Consider the following 18,328-nt stretch of genomic DNA (forward strand, 5'->3'; position numbering starts at 1 on the left):
CGCCCAAATTGATGATGCATCAAACATCAATCAAATCGGATCAGCTCATGAGCGAGAAAAAAAAGCTTCTTTTGACCGGTGCCAGTCGTGGTATCGGGCATGCGACGGTCAAGCACTTCAACGCAGCTGGTTGGGAAGTGTTCACCGCCTCACGCCAGAACTGGGTCGCTGAATGCCCGTGGGCGGAAGGTTTGCTCAACCACATACACCTCGATCTTGAGGATATCGACAGCGTCAGTGCCAGCCTGGCGAACATCAAGGAAAAACTCGGTGGTCGCCTGGATGCCCTGGTGGACAATGCCGGCGTATCGCCCAAAGGCCCGGAAGGTGAGCGACTTGGCGTGCTGGAGACCGACTACGCCACGTGGCTGAAGGTGTTCAACGTCAACCTGTTCTCAACCGCCCTCCTGGCTCGTGGCCTGTTCGATGAACTCAAGGCCGCCCAGGGCAGCATCATCAATGTCACGTCCATCGCCGGCTCCAAAGTGCACCCTTTCGCCGGAGTCGCCTATGCCACCTCCAAGGCAGCACTCTCGGCCCTGACTCGGGAAATGGCATTCGACTTCGGCCCGCATGGCGTGAGGGTCAATGCGATTGCGCCGGGCGAAATCGACACGTCCATACTGTCTCCGGGCACCGCCGATATCGTCGAGCGACTCGTGCCCATGGGGCGCCTGGGTAAACCCGAAGAGGTCGCCTCGCTGATCTATTTCCTCTGCACCAGCGGCGCGTCCTACGTGAACGGCGCGGAAATTCACGTCAATGGAGGCCAACATGTCTGAGGCCATCATAGACACGGTGTGTTGCGCCGATTTGATGACCACCCAGGCGCCAAGCGTCTCGACTCACGAAGTGCTGGAAATCGCCGAGCGCGTCTATGGCCTCAAAGGCACGCTGAAGCCGTTGAATGGCGAACGCGATGCCAACTTTCTCATCCAGTCCAACACCGGCGCCTTCGTCCTGAAATTTATCAATGCGGCCGAAGACCCCAACGTCATCAGCTTCCAGACCCAAGTATTGCTGCACATCAAGGCACATGGCGCGCACCTGCCGGTTCCGCGTGTACTGCCCTCGCGCAATGGCGAAGTGGAGCCAAACGTGCGGGTCAACGGGCAGCCGCTGACACTGCGCACCGTTAGCTACCTGGACGGTATTTCGCAGAACCTGGGTACGCCCAGCGTCGCACTGATGCACGAACTTGGGACCTCTCTTGCCGACGTCAATCTGGCCCTCAAGGCATTTCGGCATCCGGCGGCCCACCGTGACCTGCTCTGGGATGTCGGCCACGCGGAGCGGGTCAGGCCGTATCTGGACTCCTTGGATGCCGACCAACTGCCATTGGTGGCCAGGCTGCTGGACAACCACGAAACCTCTGTGAAACCGCGCCTGGCCAAACTCCGTGCGCAGGTCATTCATAACGATCTGAACCCGCACAATGTCATGCTCGACTGCGCCACCGGCAGCCGCGTCTCGGCCATTATCGACTTCGGTGACGCGCTCTACGCGCCGCTGATCAACGAGCTGGGGACGGCACTTTCTTATCAGTTCGACGCCGACGCAAACGATCCGCTTTGGCAGATCAAGGCCTTCGTCGCCGCCTACAACGCGCGGATTACGCTGCAGCGCGAGGAGTTGGAGGTGTTGGGCGAATTGATCGCCATGCGCATGGCCATGGCCATCACCATCGCCCAGTGGCGCGCCAGTCTGTATCCGGAAAACCGCACCTATGTCCTGCGTAACCTGCGCACGACCTGGCGCAACCTGCAATGCCTCACAGCCTTGCCCGAAGGGTTGCTGACCCAAAGCCTGATCAACGCCTGCACACCGGAGGCCCAATGAGTTCGTCCACCGCCGCGGAATTGCTCGCTCGTCGCCAACGCGCGCTGGGCGCCAGCTATCGACTGTTTTATGAAGAACCCTTCGCCCCGGTGCGAGGAGAAGGTGTGTGGCTTTACGACCAAGACAACCGCGCGTACCTGGATGCCTATAACAACGTGGCGTCCATCGGTCACTGCCACCCTGCCGTGGTGGCGGCCATTGCCGAACAAAGTGCCCGGCTCAATACCCACACACGCTATCTGCATCCCTCAATTGTGGAATACGCCGAAGATTTGCTCAGCGAGTTTCCCCCGCAGCTCGATAACATGACCATGACCTGCACCGGCAGCGAGGCCAACGACCTGGCGCTGCGCATTGCCCGCTGCCACAGCGGCGGCACGGGCATCATCGTTACCCGCTGGGCCTACCACGGTGTGACCAGTGCATTGGCCGAAGTCTCGCCATCGCTCGCCACAGGCCTTCCGACTGCCAGCCACGTGCGCCTGGTGGAAGCGCCGGACGCCTATCGTCGAGGCGATTTCGTCGCCAGCGTCAAAGCGGCGGTGCATGACTTGCAAGCACAAGGCATCAAACCCGCAGCGCTGCTGGTCGACAGCATTTTCTCCAGTGACGGCGTGTTCTGCCCGGCGAATGGCGAACTGGCAGCCGCCGCGCAATGCGTGCGCGACGCCGGTGGGCTTTACATCGCCGATGAAGTGCAGCCGGGGTTCGGCCGTACCGGCGGGCAACGCTGGGGGTTTGCCCGCGAAGCAGTGATTCCGGATCTGGTCACGCTGGGCAAACCCATGGGCAACGGCCACCCGGTGGCGGCGGTGGTCGGACGTTCGGCGCTGTTCGATCAATTCGGTCGGCAACAGCGTTATTTCAATACCTACGGCGGCAATCCCGTGTCCTGCGCCGCAGCCCATGCAGTATTGCGGGTGTTGCGCGAAGAAGACCTGCAAACCAACGCGCTGAAGGTCGGCGACTACCTCAACGCCGGGCTGCGGGCATTGGCCGAGCGCCATGAAGTGATTGGCGATGTGCGCGGCGAGGGTCTGTTCATCGGCGTGGAGCTGGTGACCGACCGCGCGACCAAAACCCCGGCGACAGCCGCCGCGGCAGCAGTGGTCAACGGCATGCGCCGCCGTCAGGTATTGATCAGCGCCACGGGGCCACAGGCCAACATTCTGAAAATTCGTCCGCCGCTCGTATTCGCTCGGGAACACGCGGATCTGCTGCTCGAACGGTTGGATCAAACCCTGAGCGACCTCAACTAAGCATCACCTCCTGTCTTCGCAGGCTTGTTGCAGCCTGCATCGACGCCCGTACAAGGCTCCCAATCCGGAGCGGCTGAAACCCCCTCGCACAGTTGTAGTGCGGCCTCACGAGCGCTTCCCACCGAAGAACCTCATCCCAGGCTGGATACGTTCAATGGCACGGATTCTGCTTTTATAAAAACATGATGCATCATGCTTCAGAAAAGAAACGCATTTGGAGGGTCTGAGATGACAGGTAACAACGCCAGCGCTTTCGTCCGCTTCAAAGGGGTGGAGAAAAGTTACGACGGTCTGAAGACCGTGGTTAAACGGTTAGACCTGGATGTTGCCCAGGGCGAGTTCCTGACCCTCCTCGGCCCGTCCGGTTCCGGCAAGACCACCAGCCTGATGATGCTGGCCGGGTTCGAAACCCCGACAAAGGGGCAGATCTTTCTGCAAGGCAATGCCATTGAAAGCGTCCCGGCCCATCGTCGCGGCATCGGCATGGTGTTCCAGAACTACGCACTGTTCCCGCATATGAGCGTCGCCGAAAACATGGCGTTCCCCCTGCAAGTCCGGGGCATGAAGCGCCACGAGATAGAAACCCGGGTCAAAAAAGCCCTGGGAATGGTACGTCTGGGCGATCTCGCCAAACGCTTCCCCGCACAACTTTCCGGGGGCCAACAGCAACGCATTGCCCTCGCCCGCGCGCTGGTTTTCGAACCGAAACTGGTGTTGATGGACGAACCGCTAGGCGCGTTGGACAAACAATTGCGCGAACAGATGCAGCTAGAAATCCGCCGTCTGCATCGCGACCTTGGCTTGACGGTGGTGTTCGTCACCCATGACCAGGCCGAGGCGCTGTCCTTGTCCGACCGCATCGCGATTTTCAACGACGGTGTGATCCAGCAAGTCGACACGCCCCAGGCGCTTTATGAGCGTCCGGCCAACGCTTTCGTGGCCACGTTCATGGGCGATACCAATGTCCTGCCCGGCGTATTGGGCGCATTCAGTGCCGAGCGCTGTCAGGTGCAACTCGATCAGGGCGCACACCTCACGGCCCGCGCCACCCCTGGCTTGACCACAGGCAGCCGCACCTCGCTTTCGATTCGCTCCGAACGGGTCACCCTCGATGGCGACGCCCGTTATGACAGCCGTCTGGACGGTTGCATCGAGGAGTGCATCTATCTGGGCGACCACGTGCGTATCCGCCTGAACGTCGCGGGCAACCCGGATTTCAACGTCAAAGTGCCCATCGCCCAGATGCAATCCCACTGGCGCGAAGGCCAGCGTGTCCCCGTCTGTTGGCACAGCGCGGACGCCTCGGCGCTCGATGCCATGCCAGCTTGATCCCCCCCTCCATTGTTGATGACCTCAGGATATTTGCCATGCTCAAGCGTCTCGCTGCACTGACTGTTCTGACTGCCTTTGGCGGCCAGGTAAATGCTCAACCGCTGACCGTCGTGTCGTTCGGCGGGCTGAACAAGGAAGCCCAGGAAAAAGCGTTCTATCAACCGTTCACGGCGGCCGGCAAAGGCGCCGTCCAGGCCGGGGAATACAACGGCGAAATGGCCAAGATCCGCGCCATGGTGGAAACCGGACAAGTCAGTTGGGATGTGGTCGAGGTCGAAAGCCCCGACCTGGTTCGCGGCTGCGCCGAAGGCCTGTTTGAACCGCTCGACTGGAGCACACTGGGCGATGCCAGCAAATTTGTCAGTGGCGCCGTCAGTGAATGCGGCGCGGGGATTTTTCTCTGGTCGACCAACCTGACGTACAACAGCGCAAAACTCAAATCCGCGCCGAAAGGCTGGGAAGCATACTGGGATACCAAGACCTATCCCGGTAAACGCGGGCTGCGCAAAAGCGCCAAATTCACCCTGGAAATCGCCCTGCTGGCCGACGGCGTAAAACCCGCCGAGCTGTATCAGGTATTGAGCACGCCCGAAGGTGTTGACCGCGCCTTCAAAAAACTCGACCAGATCAAGCCTGATATTCAATGGTGGGAAGCCGGCGCCCAACCCCTGCAATGGCTGGTCGCCGGCGACGTGGTCATGACGTCGGCCTACAACGGTCGAGTGTCCGCCGCCCAGGGTGAGGGCCATGATTTCAAGATGGTATGGAATCAGAGCCTGTACGACATCGACAACTGGGCCATCGTCAAAGGCTCGCCGAACAAGGCGATGGGTGAGCAATTCATTGCATTCGCCAACCTGCCCCAACACCAGAAAGTCTTCGCGCAAAACATCCCTTACGGGCCGACCAACAAGGACACGCTGGCACTGATCGATGCCAAAACCCGCGAGCAACTGCCGACGGCACCGGCCAACCTCGAGAACGCCCTTCAAGTGAATACCAACTTCTGGATCGACCACGGCGAAGAGCTGGAGCAACGTTTCAATGCCTGGGCAGCGCGCTGACCGCTTACCCGCACAGACTGCCCGGATAGCGTCGGCGATGACTGCCGGCACATCCGGGCCGTGTTGACGAAAGGAGACTCCCATGTCCGAAACGCTCGCCCTTGCCCGCACGTCGTCAGAGGTTCAGACGCAACGCTTGCACAGGCAACTACAGGCTACCAAACGGGCTTACCTACGACGTTCGATGCTGCTCATCCTGCCGCTCTTGGCTTTGCTGGTTGTGGGGTTTTTAACACCGATCGGATCGCTGCTGACCAAGAGCGTGGAAAACCCGGAAGTGGCCACCGCCCTGCCCAAGACCCTCGCCTTGCTGGTCAACTGGGATGACCAGACACTGCCGGATGAATCCGTGTTCAGCGCCCTCGGTGAAGACCTGCGCAGTGCGCGCAGCAATGGTCAGCTATTCGCCCTCAATCGGCGATTGGGTTACGAAAGCACCGGCTTGCGCAGCCTCTCGACCGCCGTGTTGGGGCGGTTGCCGGCCGACGGCGTCAATGTGCGTGACGCGCTGATAAAAGGCGTGCCGACGCTGGCCGACATCAAGACTTGGGCGACCCTCAAACAGCTTGGGCGACCCTACACCGGTTTCTACTGGCTGGCCGCCTTCGACCTGAAGATGGACGCCGGCCAGATCCGCGCGGTAGCGCCGGATAAAGCCTTGTACCTCGACGTACTGAAACGCTCCCTGACCATCGCCGGGCTGGTCACGGTCCTGTGCGTCCTGCTGGGCTACCCGCTGGCGTACTGGCTGTCGCGGCAACCGGCCCGACGCGCGAATCTGCTGCTGATCCTGGTGCTGCTGCCGTTCTGGACGTCACTGATCGTGCGCACGGCCAGTTGGATCGTTCTGCTGCAATCCGGTGGCCTGATCAACAACACGTTGATTGATCTAGGCCTGCTCGACAAGCCATTGCAATTGGTCTTCAACCGCGCAGGCGTATTGATATCGATGACCCACATTCTGCTGCCCTTTTTAATCCTGCCGCTCTATGCCGTCATGAAAGGCATCGACTCCCGCTACGAACGCGCGGCGATTTCTCTGGGGGCTCACCCGTTCACTGCATTCCGAAGGGTCTACCTGCCGCAGACATTTGCCGGCGTGGCGGCAGGTGCGTTGCTGGTGTTCATCATGGCCATCGGTTACTACATCACCCCGGCCCTTCTGGGTGGTCCGGGCGATCAGATGATCAGCTACTTCGTGGCCTACTACACCAACACCACCATCAACTGGGGCATGGCGACGGCGCTGGGCAGTCAACTGCTGCTCATCGTCATTTTGCTTTATTGGGTCTACGCCAAGGTCTCGCGCCCCGCCAATCGACCAGCCTGAGGGGTCTGCAATGAAGCATGTCGAACCGTTCGAAATACGCCTGCTGCGCCCCTTCTTGAGCCTCTACAGTCTGGCCTTGCTGATGTTCCTGATCATTCCGATTTTGGTCATCGTGCCGCTGTCATTCAATGAAGGGTCTTTTCTGAGTTACCCGTTGAGTGGTCTCTCGCTGCGCTGGTACCACGAGTTTTTCAACTCCGGCGACTGGATGCCTGCGCTGCTGAACAGCCTCAAGATCGCTCCGGCCGCGACCTTGCTCGCCACGGTATTTGGCACCTTCGCCTCGGTCGGATTGTCTCGCGGTGAGTTTCGCGGCAAGGCGGTCATCATGGCGATCATCATTTCGCCGATGATCGCGCCCGTGGTCATCGTAGCGGTCGGGTTGGACTTCTTTTTTGCCAGTTGGGGATTGCTCAATAGCTATCTCGGCCTGGTGATTGCGCATGCAGTCCTGGGGGTGCCCTTTGTCGTGATCACCGTCAATGCAACGCTGGAAGGCTATGACCGCAACTTCACACGCGCCGCCGCCAGCCTTGGCGCAACGCCCTGGTATGGGTTCAAGCGAGTGACGCTACAGCTCATTGCACCGGGCGTCCTGAGCGGTGCACTGTTCGCATTCGCCACGTCATTCGATGAAGTCGTCGTGACGCTGTTTCTAGCCAGTCCCTCCCAACGTACCCTGCCGATGCAAATGTTCGCGGGCATCAAGGAGAACCTCAATCCCACCATCGCCGCCGCGGCGACCATGATGGTTCTGGGCGCGTTACTGTTACTGCTGGCCATGGAGGCCCTTCGACGCCGTAACGAATCTATTCGAGGTCATCGACCTGGAAATCAGGCGTTGCCGGGGCGCTGGGGCTGCTGGGCTACCTGACAACCTCTTCGCCCACCTTGGGTCGGGCCCTGCGCAACATGGTCGAGTACTTTCCGGTCTACCAGCAGAGCAGCCTGCTGCGCCTGCGCGAAGAGCAAGGGATCTGCCGCCTGGAGCCAAGGTAAGTACAGGCCCCGACAACGCCGCATGTCAGACCTTGAAGCGCGCCACCAGGTGATTCAATTCAATCGCCAGATTGGCCATCTCACTGCAGGCGCTGGCGGTCTGACTGGCGCCTGCCGAGCTCTGGATTGAGAGTTCGCGGATGCTGGTAAGGTTCTGGTCAGCCTCGCGGGCCACCTGAGCCTGCTCTTCGGAGGCTGTGGCGATCAGCAGGTTACGCTCGTTGATTTTGGTGATGGCCTCGGCGATCTGCTTGAGCGATAGATCGGCGCTCTGCGCAACGGAGATTGAGCTGCTGGCCATCTGTGCGCTGACGTTCATGGCGCCCACAGCCTGGGTCGAGTCGGTCTGAATCGAGCTGATCATCTGTTCGATTTCCTGGGTCGACTGCTGGGTGCGGTGGGCCAGGGCCCGCACTTCATCTGCTACCACCGCAAAGCCACGGCCTTGCTCCCCGGCGCGGGCTGCTTCAATGGCCGCGTTCAGCGCCAGCAGGTTGGTCTGCTCGGCAATTGCTCGAATCACCTCGACTACTTTGCTGATGTCCTGGGCTTTGCCGGACAAGGCCTTAACCTGGTCCCCAGTGCTGGCCACGTTGCTGGCCAGACTTTCGATGGCCATGAGGGTCTGCGCCACATTCTCGATACCCGAGCGGGTGAACTCCATTGATTCGCGGGAAGATTGGGCGGCGGCTTCCGCATTGCGTGCCACCTCGTCCACCGCGACGCTCATTTCGGTCACCGCGGTGGCGGCCTGATTGACCTCATCGTTTTGCCGTACTAGCCCACGGCTAGCCTCCTCAGTGACCGCGGTCATTTCTTCAGAGGCTGACGCCAATTGGGTAGAGGAATCGGCGATATGGGCGATGGTTTCCCGCAGGTTGCTCTGCATCTTCGCCAGAGCAGCCAGCAAGCGACCGGCCTCGTCGCGGCCACTGATCCCAACTTCCCGGGACAAGTCGCTGCCGGCGATCCGCTCGGCAACGGCCAGGGCATCGCTTAGCGGCGACGTAATGCTGCGGGTCAACACCGCAGCCAGCACCGCGGTGAGGATGACAGTTACCACCAGCAGACCGACCACCAGCGTCACACCATTACTGTACGTAGCGGCAGCATCCAGACCTGAACGCTTAGCGCCCTCATCATTAAAGTCCGAGAGCTTGTTCAGCTTGTCCTGCAGGGTATTGGTCATCGGGCTGATGCGGGTATTGATCAGGGTAATGGCTGCGGCGTTATCACCACTTCGCAACAACGGCTCCAGTTCATCCACCAGCTTCAAATACTGCTGCGCATCATCGCTCACTGGCTGGTAGAGCTCACGCTCTGCCGGCCCGGTAACCAAGGGTTCGTAATGGATGATGGTGTTCTGCAACGTGCTGCGGTAGCCGCTCAACGAAGCGATGCGGGTTTGACGCTGCTGTTCGTCGGTAGTGATGGTGATACATCCCTGTTCTGGGGTAGGAATGCTGGAAAACCGGATAGGAAAATCCCTACCCCAATGCGCGGGTCGCACCATGTCCAAGGTCCGTTTGCTAGCGATCAAACAAAGCTGATCTAGCTTGGTCGTTTAGCTGTGACTCTTCATCTCGCGCCATCCCCCCAAGCTGGGCGGATATCGGAAGCAAACCCTTGGCGGCCGGCGTTCGGAAGGATCTGCAGCAACTGCTGCTGAGTAATTGGCATACAAGCTCCTAACGTGAATAGCCCGCACGCGGTGGGTAGCCATGGATTTATAGCTGACTACATCACTCATACTTTTCTCCGGGCAATAAAAAACCGCCCGTAGGCGGTCATGTAGATTGGTTGTCTGTTATAGGGTGGTGGGCCTGACATCTAGCCCTGCATCTGGCGATGAGAACACTCTGAAGCTCTTAACCTGGCCTTGCTTCAATGTCGTCTCCGCCTCGGTCCGTTTCTCATTTGCGCCGCATAGGCCACTACCTTCTAGAGCTGCACCGATCACCCATTCGCCAGGCGGTAGGATAAAGGTCGCTTTTTCCTCTGTGTCGATCTTTGCGACACGCTCACCGTTAAGGAAAATGGTCGCATAGCATCCTCCACCGAGGAATCCACTGTCCCTGATTACGATGATCTTGCCTGAGCCAACTTGCTCAGATTGATAGGCGAGCAATCTATCTGCGGGAGCACTTCTAGCCTTGGTGATCGGAACTGGCGATGTTGCGCATCCCGCCAATACAAGTAGTGCCATGGCGATGAGTATTTTCCGCATATCAAGCCTCCATGTGTTTTGGCGACTCTAGCAGGTACCACCAGGACGTATACAGGGCCTATCTGCGCAGGGACAAGGCAGGGGAAGAGGCGCAGCAGAACGCTGCTGGATCAGGGCGACCCTATGCTTGCAGCAAAAATTGGAGGGTTTCAGTTTCGTGACATCCGGCCCAAGGCAGCATCGGAAATTGCCGATATCAGCGATGCAAGCCTACTACTGGGCCATAGCAAACAGGAGATCACCAAGCGGGTTTACAGGCGGATTGACGCCACCGCTAAACCCTCCAAATAGGAAAAGTTTCGGACGCCTATCAAAAACCGTCGTGCGCCACCCTAACCCTAGAAACACAAAAGCCCCGCAGTGCGGGGCTTTCGTTTGAATCTTGGCGGGAAACCAGGGATTCGAACCCTGGGAACGCTATTAACGTTCGCCGGTTTTCAAGACCGGTGCATTCAACCACTCTGCCAATTTCCCTTGCGCGTCACGGAATCATAATAGCCCATCCCGTCTCAGCGGGCGCCATAATACCCGAATGAAACACACTGTCAAACTCTCGCCATCGCTTGTTACAGAGCGTCTGTTATGATCTTTGCGACTGAACGTTTCAAAACCGAAGGAGTGTCGCCATGCGCGAACAGAATTACGCAGTGAATGGCAACGTGCAGGCTGAGCAGCTTGAAGTCAGCCGCGTGTTGCGCAACACCTATGGCTTGCTCGCCCTTACCCTCGCATTCAGCGGCGTGATGGCGTTCGTAGCGCAACAGATGCGCGTTGGCTACCCGAACATCTTTGTCGTGCTGATCGGCTTCTATGGTCTGTTCTTCCTGACCAACAAGTTGCGCGACTCGGCGTGGGGCCTCTTGTCGGCATTTGCCCTGACAGGCTTCATGGGTTTTATCCTCGGCCCGATCCTCAACCGTTACCTCGGCATGGCCGGCGGCGCGGAAGTCGTCAGCTCGGCGTTTGCCATGACCGCCCTGGTGTTTGGTGGTCTGTCGGCTTACGTGCTGATTACCCGTAAGGACATGAGCTTCCTGGGTGGCTTCATCACCGCCGGTTTCTTCGTGCTGCTGGCAGCCGTCGTCGCAGGCATGTTCTTCCAGATCAGCGGCCTGCAACTGGCGATCAGCGCAGGTTTTGTGCTGTTCTCCTCGGTGTGCATCCTGTTCCAGACCAGCGCAATCATCCACGGCGGTGAGCGCAACTACATCATGGCGACAGTTAGCCTGTATGTGTCGATCTACAACCTGTTTATCAGCTTGTTGCAGATCTTCGGCATCATGAGCCGTGATGACTGATTCATAGCGGTAAAAAAAATGCCCCGTATCGAAAGATACGGGGCATTTTTGTTTTCATGGTTTCAGTACTGGTTGGGTTCCATTTCCAGCTCGACCTTGAAGCGCTCGGCGATGTCTCGCTGGATACGCAGGGCCAGGTTGGCGATATCGTGCCCCGTGGCGCCACCATAGTTGACCAGCACCAGCGCCTGCAGCTTGTGCACACCGGCATCACCTTCACGGAAGCCCTTCCAGCCGGCCTTGTCGATCAGCCAGCCAGCGGCGAGCTTCATCTGCCCGTCCGCCTGGGGATAGGCCACCAGGTCCGGATACAAACCCTGCAGCTCTGCCGCCAACGCCTGGGATACCAGCGGGTTCTTGAAGAAACTGCCGGCATTGCCGAGTTCTGCCGGGTCCGGCAGTTTTTCGCGGCGAATACTGCAGATCGCCCGGCTGACATCACTCGGCGTCGCTTCGGTGATGCCCTGCCCGGCCAGACGCTGTTGCACCGGACCGTAGTCGAGTTTGAGGTGGCTGGCGCGGCTCAGGGCAAAGCGCACGCGCAGGATCAGCCAGCGTCCGGTTTCGTGCTTGAACAGGCTGTCACGGTAGGCAAAGTTGCATTCCTCCAGGCTGAAATCCCGCAGTTCGCAGGTATGACGATCCAAGGCGGTCAAACCGGCGAACACATCCTTGATCTCCACGCCGTAGGCGCCGATGTTCTGCATAGGTGCAGCCCCGACGGTGCCGGGAATCAGACTGAGGTTTTCCAGGCCACAGAACCCCTGCTCCAGCGTCCACAGTACGAACGGATGCCAGGCCTCGCCTGCTTCGGCTTCGACTACCACCCGTGCGCCGTCATCCTGCAAGATACGGATGCCCTGGGTAGCCATACGCAGGACCAGTGCTGGAATGTCCTGGGTCAGCAACAGATTGCTGCCGCCACCGATCACCAGCAGGGGCAATGCGTTTGCGGCTGCGTAGGCCAGCGCCTCGCGCACATCGTCATCGCTGTGGGCTTCGGCGAACAACCGGGCACGCACATCAATACCAAAACTGTTGAATGGCTTGAGCGATACCTGCGCAAGCACGTGCAAGGTCATAACCGCCCCTTCAATTCGATCACCAATAAATCACAGGCGCGCTCGATCAGGTCCAGAACCCGTTCAAACCCTTGCTCGCCTTCGTAATAAGGGTCCGGTACTTCGTCCACTTCAGCATCAAAGCGGCGCAGGAACAGGTCCAGCTCCGCCTTGCCCTGCCCTGGCTGCATGGCCTTGAGGTTACGCAGGTTGCTGTGGTCCATGGCCAGGATCAGGTCATAGCGCGCAAAGTCGGCGCGGGATACCTGCTGGGCACGTTGCGTCGACAGGTCGTAACCGCGCACGAGCGCCGCACGTTGGCTGCGCGGGTCGGGCGGGTTGCCGACATGCCATTCGCCGGTACCGGCGGATGCCACCTCTATCTGGCCCACCAGGCCGGCTTCGCGCAATTTATGGCGCAATACGCCTTCGGCAGTTGGCGAGCGGCAGATATTGCCCAGGCAGACAAACAAAACCTCCATCAAGCCCCCAACAAGCGACGGACGCGCTCCAGGTCTTCCTGGGTGTCAACGCCTGCCGGCGGTGCTTCCAACGCATCGGCCACATGGATACGCACACCGTGCCACAGGGCACGCAGTTGCTCCAGGGACTCGGTGTTTTCCAGCCAGCACGGGCCCCAACGGACAAAGTCATGCAGGAAACCGGCGCGGTAGGCGTAGATGCCGATATGGCGCCGGTACGGTACGCCTTCCGGCAACACGTCAGGATGCTTGGCGAACGCATCGCGCGCCCAGGGCAAGGTCGAACGGCTGAAGGTCAGCGCCAGGCCATTGATGTCGCTGACCACCTTGACCACGTTCGGGTTGAATAGGGTTTCGATGTCTTCGATGGGCTCGGCCAGGGTCGCCATACGCGCTTCGCCGTGGGCCGCCAGGTTGGCGGCCACTTGGTCGATCACACTCGGCGGGATCAAAGGTTCGTCACCTTGCACATTGACCACGATGGCGTCAGGCGCCAGACCAAGCTGTGTGGCCACTTCGGCCAGGCGGTCAGTGCCGGAGTTGTGGTCTTCGCGGGTCAACACGGCTTCGGCGCCAAAGCCTTTGCAGGCTTCGATGATGCGCGGGTCATCGGTGGCCACCACCACGCGCTCGGCGCTGCTTTTGCAGGCCTGTTCCCACACCAACTGGATCATCGGCTTGCTGCCGATCAGTTGCAGTGGCTTGCCCGGCAAGCGGGTCGAGGCGTAGCGGGAAGGAATGACGACGGTAAAGGCTGTGGTCATTTATCCAGACGCTCATCGGTGGTCAGGGTGCGGGCTTCGCTTTCCAGCATCACCGGAATGCCATCACGGATCGGGTAAGCCAGGCCGGCGCCCTTGCTGATCAGCTCGGTTTTGTCGGCGCTGAGCTTGAGCGGGCCTTTGCAGATCGGGCAAGCGAGGATGTCGAGTAGTTTGGTGTCCATGAGTGTTTCCTGGCTGGATAGCAGCGTTTAAGGCAAAAGACGGGCGGGCAGCAGGCGCATCAACTGTGTGTCGAACCAGGCGACGAACGCTGGCGACGGCACGGCATCCACTGCAAGGTACCACCAGTCGGGTCGGGCGAATCCGCGGCACTTCACCGCGTCTTTCTCGGTCATGACCAGCGGCAATAACGGCGTAAAATTCAAGACCTCGGCGCTGTAGGGCGCGTGGTCGGCAAAAGCATGGGGTATTGGCTGCCAGTGTAGCGTTTCAAGGGTCTTGAAGAAACGTTGCGGGTTGCCGATACCGGCGACCGCATGCACCGCTTGGCCTGGCGGGAAGTGATCCACCGGGTAGCGCTCGCCAGTCTGCAGATTGACCAGTGCGGTAGGCTGCAGGCGAAAGGCAAAGCCATCCTCACGATCGGCGGCGGCACCATTGTAGAGCAACGCATCGACACTCCGCAGACGCTCCACCGGCTCGCGCAAGGGGCCGGCAGGCAGGCAGCGGCGGTTGCCCAGGCCGCGGGCGGCGTCGATAAGGACCAGTTCCAGGTCACGGGCCAGGCGGTAGTGCTGCAAGCCATCGTCGGAGAGGATCAGGTCCAGGGTCTCAGTGGCCAGCAACGTCTTGACCGCGCGACTGCGGTCGGGGTCGATCATCAGCGGTACGCCGCAGCGCTGCACGATCAACAGCGGTTCATCACCGGCCACCTCGGCGCTGTGACTGGCCTTGACCCGCCACGGCAACTGCGGGGGCTTGGCGCCGTAGCCACGACTGACCACGCCGACGCGCAAACCACTGCGCTGACAGTGTTCGATCAGCCATAGGATCAACGGCGTTTTGCCGGTGCCGCCCACGGTGATATTACCGACCACCACCACCGGCACCGGCGCTTGATAAATCTCGCCCTCACCCGCCACGAACCGCGCGCGTTTGCGCTCTACCACCCGGCGATACAAAGACTCCAGCGGACGCAGCAACGTCAGCGCCGGATGGCCCTCGTACCAGGCTTTGAGCAAACGATCGGACATGGCCATCAGGGTTGGCTCGCCGCCTCGACAGTGCTCATGCGCAGATGGCTGAAACCGAGCTTACCGGCGGCATCCATGGCCGTGATCACGGCTTGATGCTGGGTCTTGCCATCGGCGCTGATGGACAGCGGCATCTTGGTATCGCCACCGGACTCCTTCTGCAGCGCATCCATCAGGCTGTTGAGGTCGCTTTTCTCCAGCACCCGGTTATTCACCGAAAACACCCCTTCGGCGCTGATGGCAATATCCAGTTGCTTGACTTCCTGATCTTCGGCCGGTGAACCGCTCACCGCTTCGGGCAGGTCGACCCGCAGTTCGGTCTGTCGGGTAAATGTGGTGGTGACGACAAAAAACAGCAGCAGGATAAACACCACGTCGATCAGCGACGCGAGGTTGATATCGACATTTTCCCGTTGCTTGCGGCGAAATTTCACGCTTTGCCCTCAACCAGGTCCACATCACGGTCGCCCTGCACCACTTCCACCAGCTTGATGGCTTCCTGCTCCATACCGACCACCAGTTCATCAATGCGCCGTTGCAGGAAGCGGTGGAAAAACACCGAGGGAATACCGACCATCAGGCCCGCCGCCGTGGTAATCAATGCCTTGGAAATACCGCCGGCCAGCACAGCGGCGTTAGTGGTCATCCCCGAGCCCATGAACGAGCTGAAAATGTCGATCATGCCCAGCACCGTACCCAGCAGGCCGAGCAATGGCGCCATGGCGGCGATGGTGCCGAGCGCGTTGATATAGCGTTCCAGTTCATGGATGACTCGGGCCGCGGCCTCTTCGATGCACTCTTTCATGATCTCGCGACCATGCTTGGAGTTTGCAAGGCCCGCCGCGAGGATTTCCCCCAGCGGCGAGTCGGCTCGCAGTGCCTTGAGTTTGTCCTTGTCCAGTTGCTTGTTCTTGATCCAGCCCCAGACCTGCCCCAGCAGATGCTCGGGGGTCACGCGACTGGCGCGCAGGGTCCACAGGCGTTCGGCAATGATGCCGAGTGCGGCGATAGAACTCATGATGATCGGCAACATCATCCAGCCGCCGGATTTAACCAATTCCCACACAGTGAATGTCCCCTTGAAAAAGTGCGCCACTTTACCATATAGGCTCGGCGGCGGGGTTCGTCGGCCATGGCGCTGCCGACAGTATGATCAGGGTAACCGCTCACGCCAGAACCTGCGTTGACTGCGCGCAACAACCGGCGGTGCAAAGGCCCCGAGTTGCAGGCGCACGGCGCCCTGCTCCGCGCTGTCGTACACCCGGCTGCCTAATGCCCGATAGCGCTCCAGCACCTGCAGATGGGGGTGGCCGAACGCATTGCCACGTCCACGCGATATCAGCACTGACTTGGGCGCCAGCCGCTGCAAAAAGGCCCGGGATGAAGAGCTTCGGCTGCCGTGGTGCGGTGCTTGCAGCCAATCGGTCGACACCGCCAACGGCGTGCCGAGCAACGCCTGTTCAGCCGCGCGGTCGATGTCGCCGGTCAACAACAGGCGCTCGCCGTTGGCCTGCACCAGCAGTACGCAGGATTTCGGATTGCCGGCGACAGCGTCAGCCCACTGCCAGAGTTCGAATGAAACGCCGTCCCACCGCCATTGTTCACCGCTGACGCACGGCTGGGTGCCGAGAACTGCCGGCAACCTCTCGGTTTCCCCGCCGACGACACGCTTGATCGGCATGCCATTGGCAATCGCCACCGCGCCGCCGGCATGATCGGCGTCGGCGTGGCTGAGCAGCATCATGTCCAAACTCCCGACCCCGAGCTTTCGCAACGACGGCAGCACCACCCGCGCGCCCAGGTCGAACGCTCCTGAACGCGGGCCGGCATCGTAGAGCAGCGTGTGGTGACGCGTGCGCAGGATCAACGCTTGCCCCTGCCCGACATCCAATTGCACGACCTCCACCTGCCCATGGGGCACCAGCGCTCGAGGGGGAAACACTGCCAGCAACAGCATCGGCCAGCCCAGCAAGCGAAACGGCACCCCTTTGGGTAACAGCAACAGCAGCGCCCCCATCAGGCTGATGCACCAGTAAATCGGCGCCACCTGCGTCGGCACCCACGCCGGCACATGCCCGGCGAGCCACGCCAGGCCCATGAACAATCCATCCAGCGCCCCACCGGCCAACCACAACAAGCCCTCCCCCACGAACGGCAGCGCCAGCAGCACAGTCCCCAGCAACGCCAATGGCAACACCACCAGGCTGATCCACGGCACGGCAACCAGATTGGCCAGCGGCGCACTCAGGCTGATGGGCAGCCCGAGCACCAGCAGCACAGGAAACAGGCCGATGGCGATCATCCATTGCGGACGGGTCCACACGTGCCAGAAACTCCAAGGCCCAAGCCGCCCACCAAACGCCAGGCCCAGCACTGCCACCGCCGCAAAAGACAACCAGAAGCCCGGCTGCAAACTGGCCAACGGTTCCAGCATCAGCACCCCATTGAGCGCCAGCAGCAATGGCCACCAGATCCCCAGATGGCGAAAGCGCAACCGCCACAGCAACACCAGTGCCACCATCACGCACGCGCGCTGGACCGGCACACCGAACCCTGCCAACAGGCCGTAGGCCAGCGCCGCGGCGAATGCCAGGCCACACGCCCAAGGCAGCCATGGCCAGGTCCGCGGCCAGCACCCGTAGCGCGCCAGGCCGGCCACCAGCCCATAGACCAGGCCTGCCAGCAAGCCGATGTGCTGGCCGGAAATCACCAGCAGATGCACGGTGCCGGTGTCCTGCAGTACTTGCCAATCCTCAGCGGCCAATCCCGAGCCGTCGCCCAACACCAGGGCAGTCAGGCCAGCTTGCCGACCGTGAGCATCCACCGCCATCAGGCGCTGGCGGATGCTGTCGCGCCAGGCGTTACGCGCCGGTGCCAGCCGCTCACCGTCCTTCACCGAGCCCGTGGCACCGATGCGCTGGGCCAGCAGCCAGGCCTCCTGATCAAAACCATGGAAATTAAGCAGCCCGAACGGCCGCTTTAGGGCGATTGCCAGACGCCAGCGCTCACCGCTGCGCACCTCTGGCCCGCCACGCCAGAACACACGAATGCGCTTAGGCAAGTGCGCCTTGCGTGACCGGCTGTCGGTCAACTCAAAACGCACCCCCTCGCCCGTCTGTTGCGGCAACCCGGTGACCCGCCCCTCCACCCAACGTGTCTGGCCGTCCAATGCCGGCTTCAGGCGATCGTCAAGTGCCGATTGCGCACTGATGCAGGCCCAACTCAGCCCCAGCAGGAAAAACGCCAACGGGTAGGTGCGAAACGGCAATAGCATCAGCGCCACCACCGGCATCGCTATCAGCCAGCCGATAGACGGCAGAGCCGGTAAAAAACGCAAGGCCAACAGCCCCAGCGCGAGCGCAAACATCCCTGTCCTCATGAATCATCCCTTTCAAGTGATCCACTCAGTCTTAGTCGAGCGCCCGGCAAGACCTATGATGTTTTGTCACAAAGTCTGAA

Annotated in this window: 19 protein-coding genes and 1 tRNA gene; 9 read left to right on the forward strand and 11 right to left on the reverse strand. The window is 60.5% G+C overall.

What is annotated here, in order from left to right:
- Positions 1–47 precede the first annotated feature (47 nt).
- From ACLH0J_RS21545 to ACLH0J_RS21580, 8 genes are all read left to right on the forward strand, one after another.
- Positions 48–782, forward strand: a complete 735-nt coding sequence (locus ACLH0J_RS21545; RefSeq protein WP_411388938.1) for an SDR family NAD(P)-dependent oxidoreductase — start codon at positions 48–50, stop codon at positions 780–782.
- Complete coding sequence (locus ACLH0J_RS21550; RefSeq protein ID WP_411388939.1) at positions 775–1,839, forward strand: phosphotransferase; 1,065 nt, start codon at positions 775–777, stop codon at positions 1,837–1,839. The genes ACLH0J_RS21545 and ACLH0J_RS21550 overlap by 8 nt, the downstream gene beginning before the upstream one ends.
- Complete coding sequence (locus ACLH0J_RS21555) at positions 1,836–3,098, forward strand: aspartate aminotransferase family protein (protein ID WP_411388940.1); 1,263 nt, start codon at positions 1,836–1,838, stop codon at positions 3,096–3,098. The genes ACLH0J_RS21550 and ACLH0J_RS21555 overlap by 4 nt, the downstream gene beginning before the upstream one ends.
- Positions 3,099–3,326: 228 nt before the next feature.
- On the forward strand, positions 3,327–4,427 hold the full coding sequence (locus tag ACLH0J_RS21560) for an ABC transporter ATP-binding protein (protein ID WP_411388941.1): 1,101 nt from the start codon (positions 3,327–3,329) through the stop codon (positions 4,425–4,427).
- Between the two features lie 38 nt (positions 4,428–4,465).
- Positions 4,466–5,494 (forward strand): ABC transporter substrate-binding protein, encoded by a 1,029-nt coding sequence (locus ACLH0J_RS21565; RefSeq protein WP_411388942.1) that lies wholly within the window; start codon positions 4,466–4,468, stop codon positions 5,492–5,494.
- 82 nt (positions 5,495–5,576) lie between these two features.
- Positions 5,577–6,824, forward strand: coding sequence for an ABC transporter permease (locus ACLH0J_RS21570; protein ID WP_411388943.1), 1,248 nt, complete (start codon positions 5,577–5,579; stop codon positions 6,822–6,824).
- 40 nt (positions 6,825–6,864) lie between these two features.
- A complete protein-coding gene (locus tag ACLH0J_RS21575) occupies positions 6,865–7,698 on the forward strand; it encodes an ABC transporter permease (RefSeq protein WP_411392873.1) in 834 nt (277 codons plus the stop codon).
- Positions 7,699–7,715: 17 nt separating this feature from the next.
- A complete protein-coding gene (locus tag ACLH0J_RS21580; protein ID WP_411388944.1) occupies positions 7,716–7,823 on the forward strand; it encodes a hypothetical protein in 108 nt (35 codons plus the stop codon).
- A 25-nt stretch (positions 7,824–7,848) separates the two neighbouring features.
- On the opposite strand, the gene ACLH0J_RS21585 is transcribed toward ACLH0J_RS21580, so the two are convergent.
- From ACLH0J_RS21585 to ACLH0J_RS21595, 3 genes are all read right to left on the reverse strand, one after another.
- Complete coding sequence (locus ACLH0J_RS21585) at positions 7,849–9,336, reverse strand: methyl-accepting chemotaxis protein (RefSeq protein WP_411388945.1); 1,488 nt, start codon at positions 9,334–9,336, stop codon at positions 7,849–7,851.
- Positions 9,337–9,630: 294 nt separating this feature from the next.
- A complete protein-coding gene (locus ACLH0J_RS21590) occupies positions 9,631–10,050 on the reverse strand; it encodes a hypothetical protein (RefSeq protein WP_411388946.1) in 420 nt (139 codons plus the stop codon).
- Positions 10,051–10,433: 383 nt separating this feature from the next.
- Positions 10,434–10,524 (reverse strand) — tRNA-Ser (locus ACLH0J_RS21595).
- A gap of 152 nt (positions 10,525–10,676) precedes the next feature.
- Here ACLH0J_RS21595 and ACLH0J_RS21600 point away from each other — a divergent pair.
- Positions 10,677–11,348 carry a Bax inhibitor-1/YccA family protein gene (locus tag ACLH0J_RS21600; RefSeq protein WP_411388947.1) on the forward strand — a complete coding sequence of 224 codons (672 nt, stop codon included), beginning with the start codon at positions 10,677–10,679 and terminating at the stop codon, positions 11,346–11,348.
- 62 nt (positions 11,349–11,410) lie between these two features.
- On the opposite strand, the gene murB is transcribed toward ACLH0J_RS21600, so the two are convergent.
- The 8 genes from murB to ACLH0J_RS21640 all read right to left on the reverse strand — a co-directional run bounded on the left by murB (position 11,411) and on the right by ACLH0J_RS21640 (position 18,248).
- Positions 11,411–12,430: a UDP-N-acetylmuramate dehydrogenase gene (gene murB / locus ACLH0J_RS21605; protein ID WP_411388948.1), complete on the reverse strand. Its 1,020-nt coding sequence runs from the start codon at positions 12,428–12,430 to the stop codon at positions 11,411–11,413.
- Positions 12,427–12,891, reverse strand: a complete 465-nt coding sequence (locus ACLH0J_RS21610) for a low molecular weight protein-tyrosine-phosphatase (RefSeq protein WP_411388949.1) — start codon at positions 12,889–12,891, stop codon at positions 12,427–12,429. Before ACLH0J_RS21610 ends, murB begins: the two co-directional genes overlap by 4 nt.
- Positions 12,891–13,655, reverse strand: a complete 765-nt coding sequence (gene kdsB, locus ACLH0J_RS21615; RefSeq protein ID WP_411388950.1) for a 3-deoxy-manno-octulosonate cytidylyltransferase — start codon at positions 13,653–13,655, stop codon at positions 12,891–12,893. Before kdsB ends, ACLH0J_RS21610 begins: the two co-directional genes overlap by 1 nt.
- Positions 13,652–13,837: a Trm112 family protein gene (locus ACLH0J_RS21620; RefSeq protein ID WP_003174668.1), complete on the reverse strand. Its 186-nt coding sequence runs from the start codon at positions 13,835–13,837 to the stop codon at positions 13,652–13,654. The genes kdsB and ACLH0J_RS21620 overlap by 4 nt, the downstream gene beginning before the upstream one ends.
- Positions 13,838–13,864: 27 nt before the next feature.
- Positions 13,865–14,875, reverse strand: coding sequence for a tetraacyldisaccharide 4'-kinase (lpxK, locus tag ACLH0J_RS21625; protein WP_411388951.1), 1,011 nt, complete (start codon positions 14,873–14,875; stop codon positions 13,865–13,867).
- A complete protein-coding gene (locus ACLH0J_RS21630) occupies positions 14,875–15,303 on the reverse strand; it encodes an ExbD/TolR family protein (RefSeq protein ID WP_411388952.1) in 429 nt (142 codons plus the stop codon). Before ACLH0J_RS21630 ends, lpxK begins: the two co-directional genes overlap by 1 nt.
- Positions 15,300–15,935 carry a MotA/TolQ/ExbB proton channel family protein gene (locus tag ACLH0J_RS21635; protein ID WP_411388953.1) on the reverse strand — a complete coding sequence of 212 codons (636 nt, stop codon included), beginning with the start codon at positions 15,933–15,935 and terminating at the stop codon, positions 15,300–15,302. Before ACLH0J_RS21635 ends, ACLH0J_RS21630 begins: the two co-directional genes overlap by 4 nt.
- An 87-nt stretch (positions 15,936–16,022) precedes the next feature.
- Positions 16,023–18,248, reverse strand: a complete 2,226-nt coding sequence (locus ACLH0J_RS21640; protein ID WP_411388954.1) for a DNA internalization-related competence protein ComEC/Rec2 — start codon at positions 18,246–18,248, stop codon at positions 16,023–16,025.
- Between the last annotated feature and the right edge of the window lie 80 nt (positions 18,249–18,328).

The organism is Pseudomonas sp. MPB23 (genome assembly GCF_046605395.1).
GTDB lineage: Bacteria > Pseudomonadota > Gammaproteobacteria > Pseudomonadales > Pseudomonadaceae > Aquipseudomonas.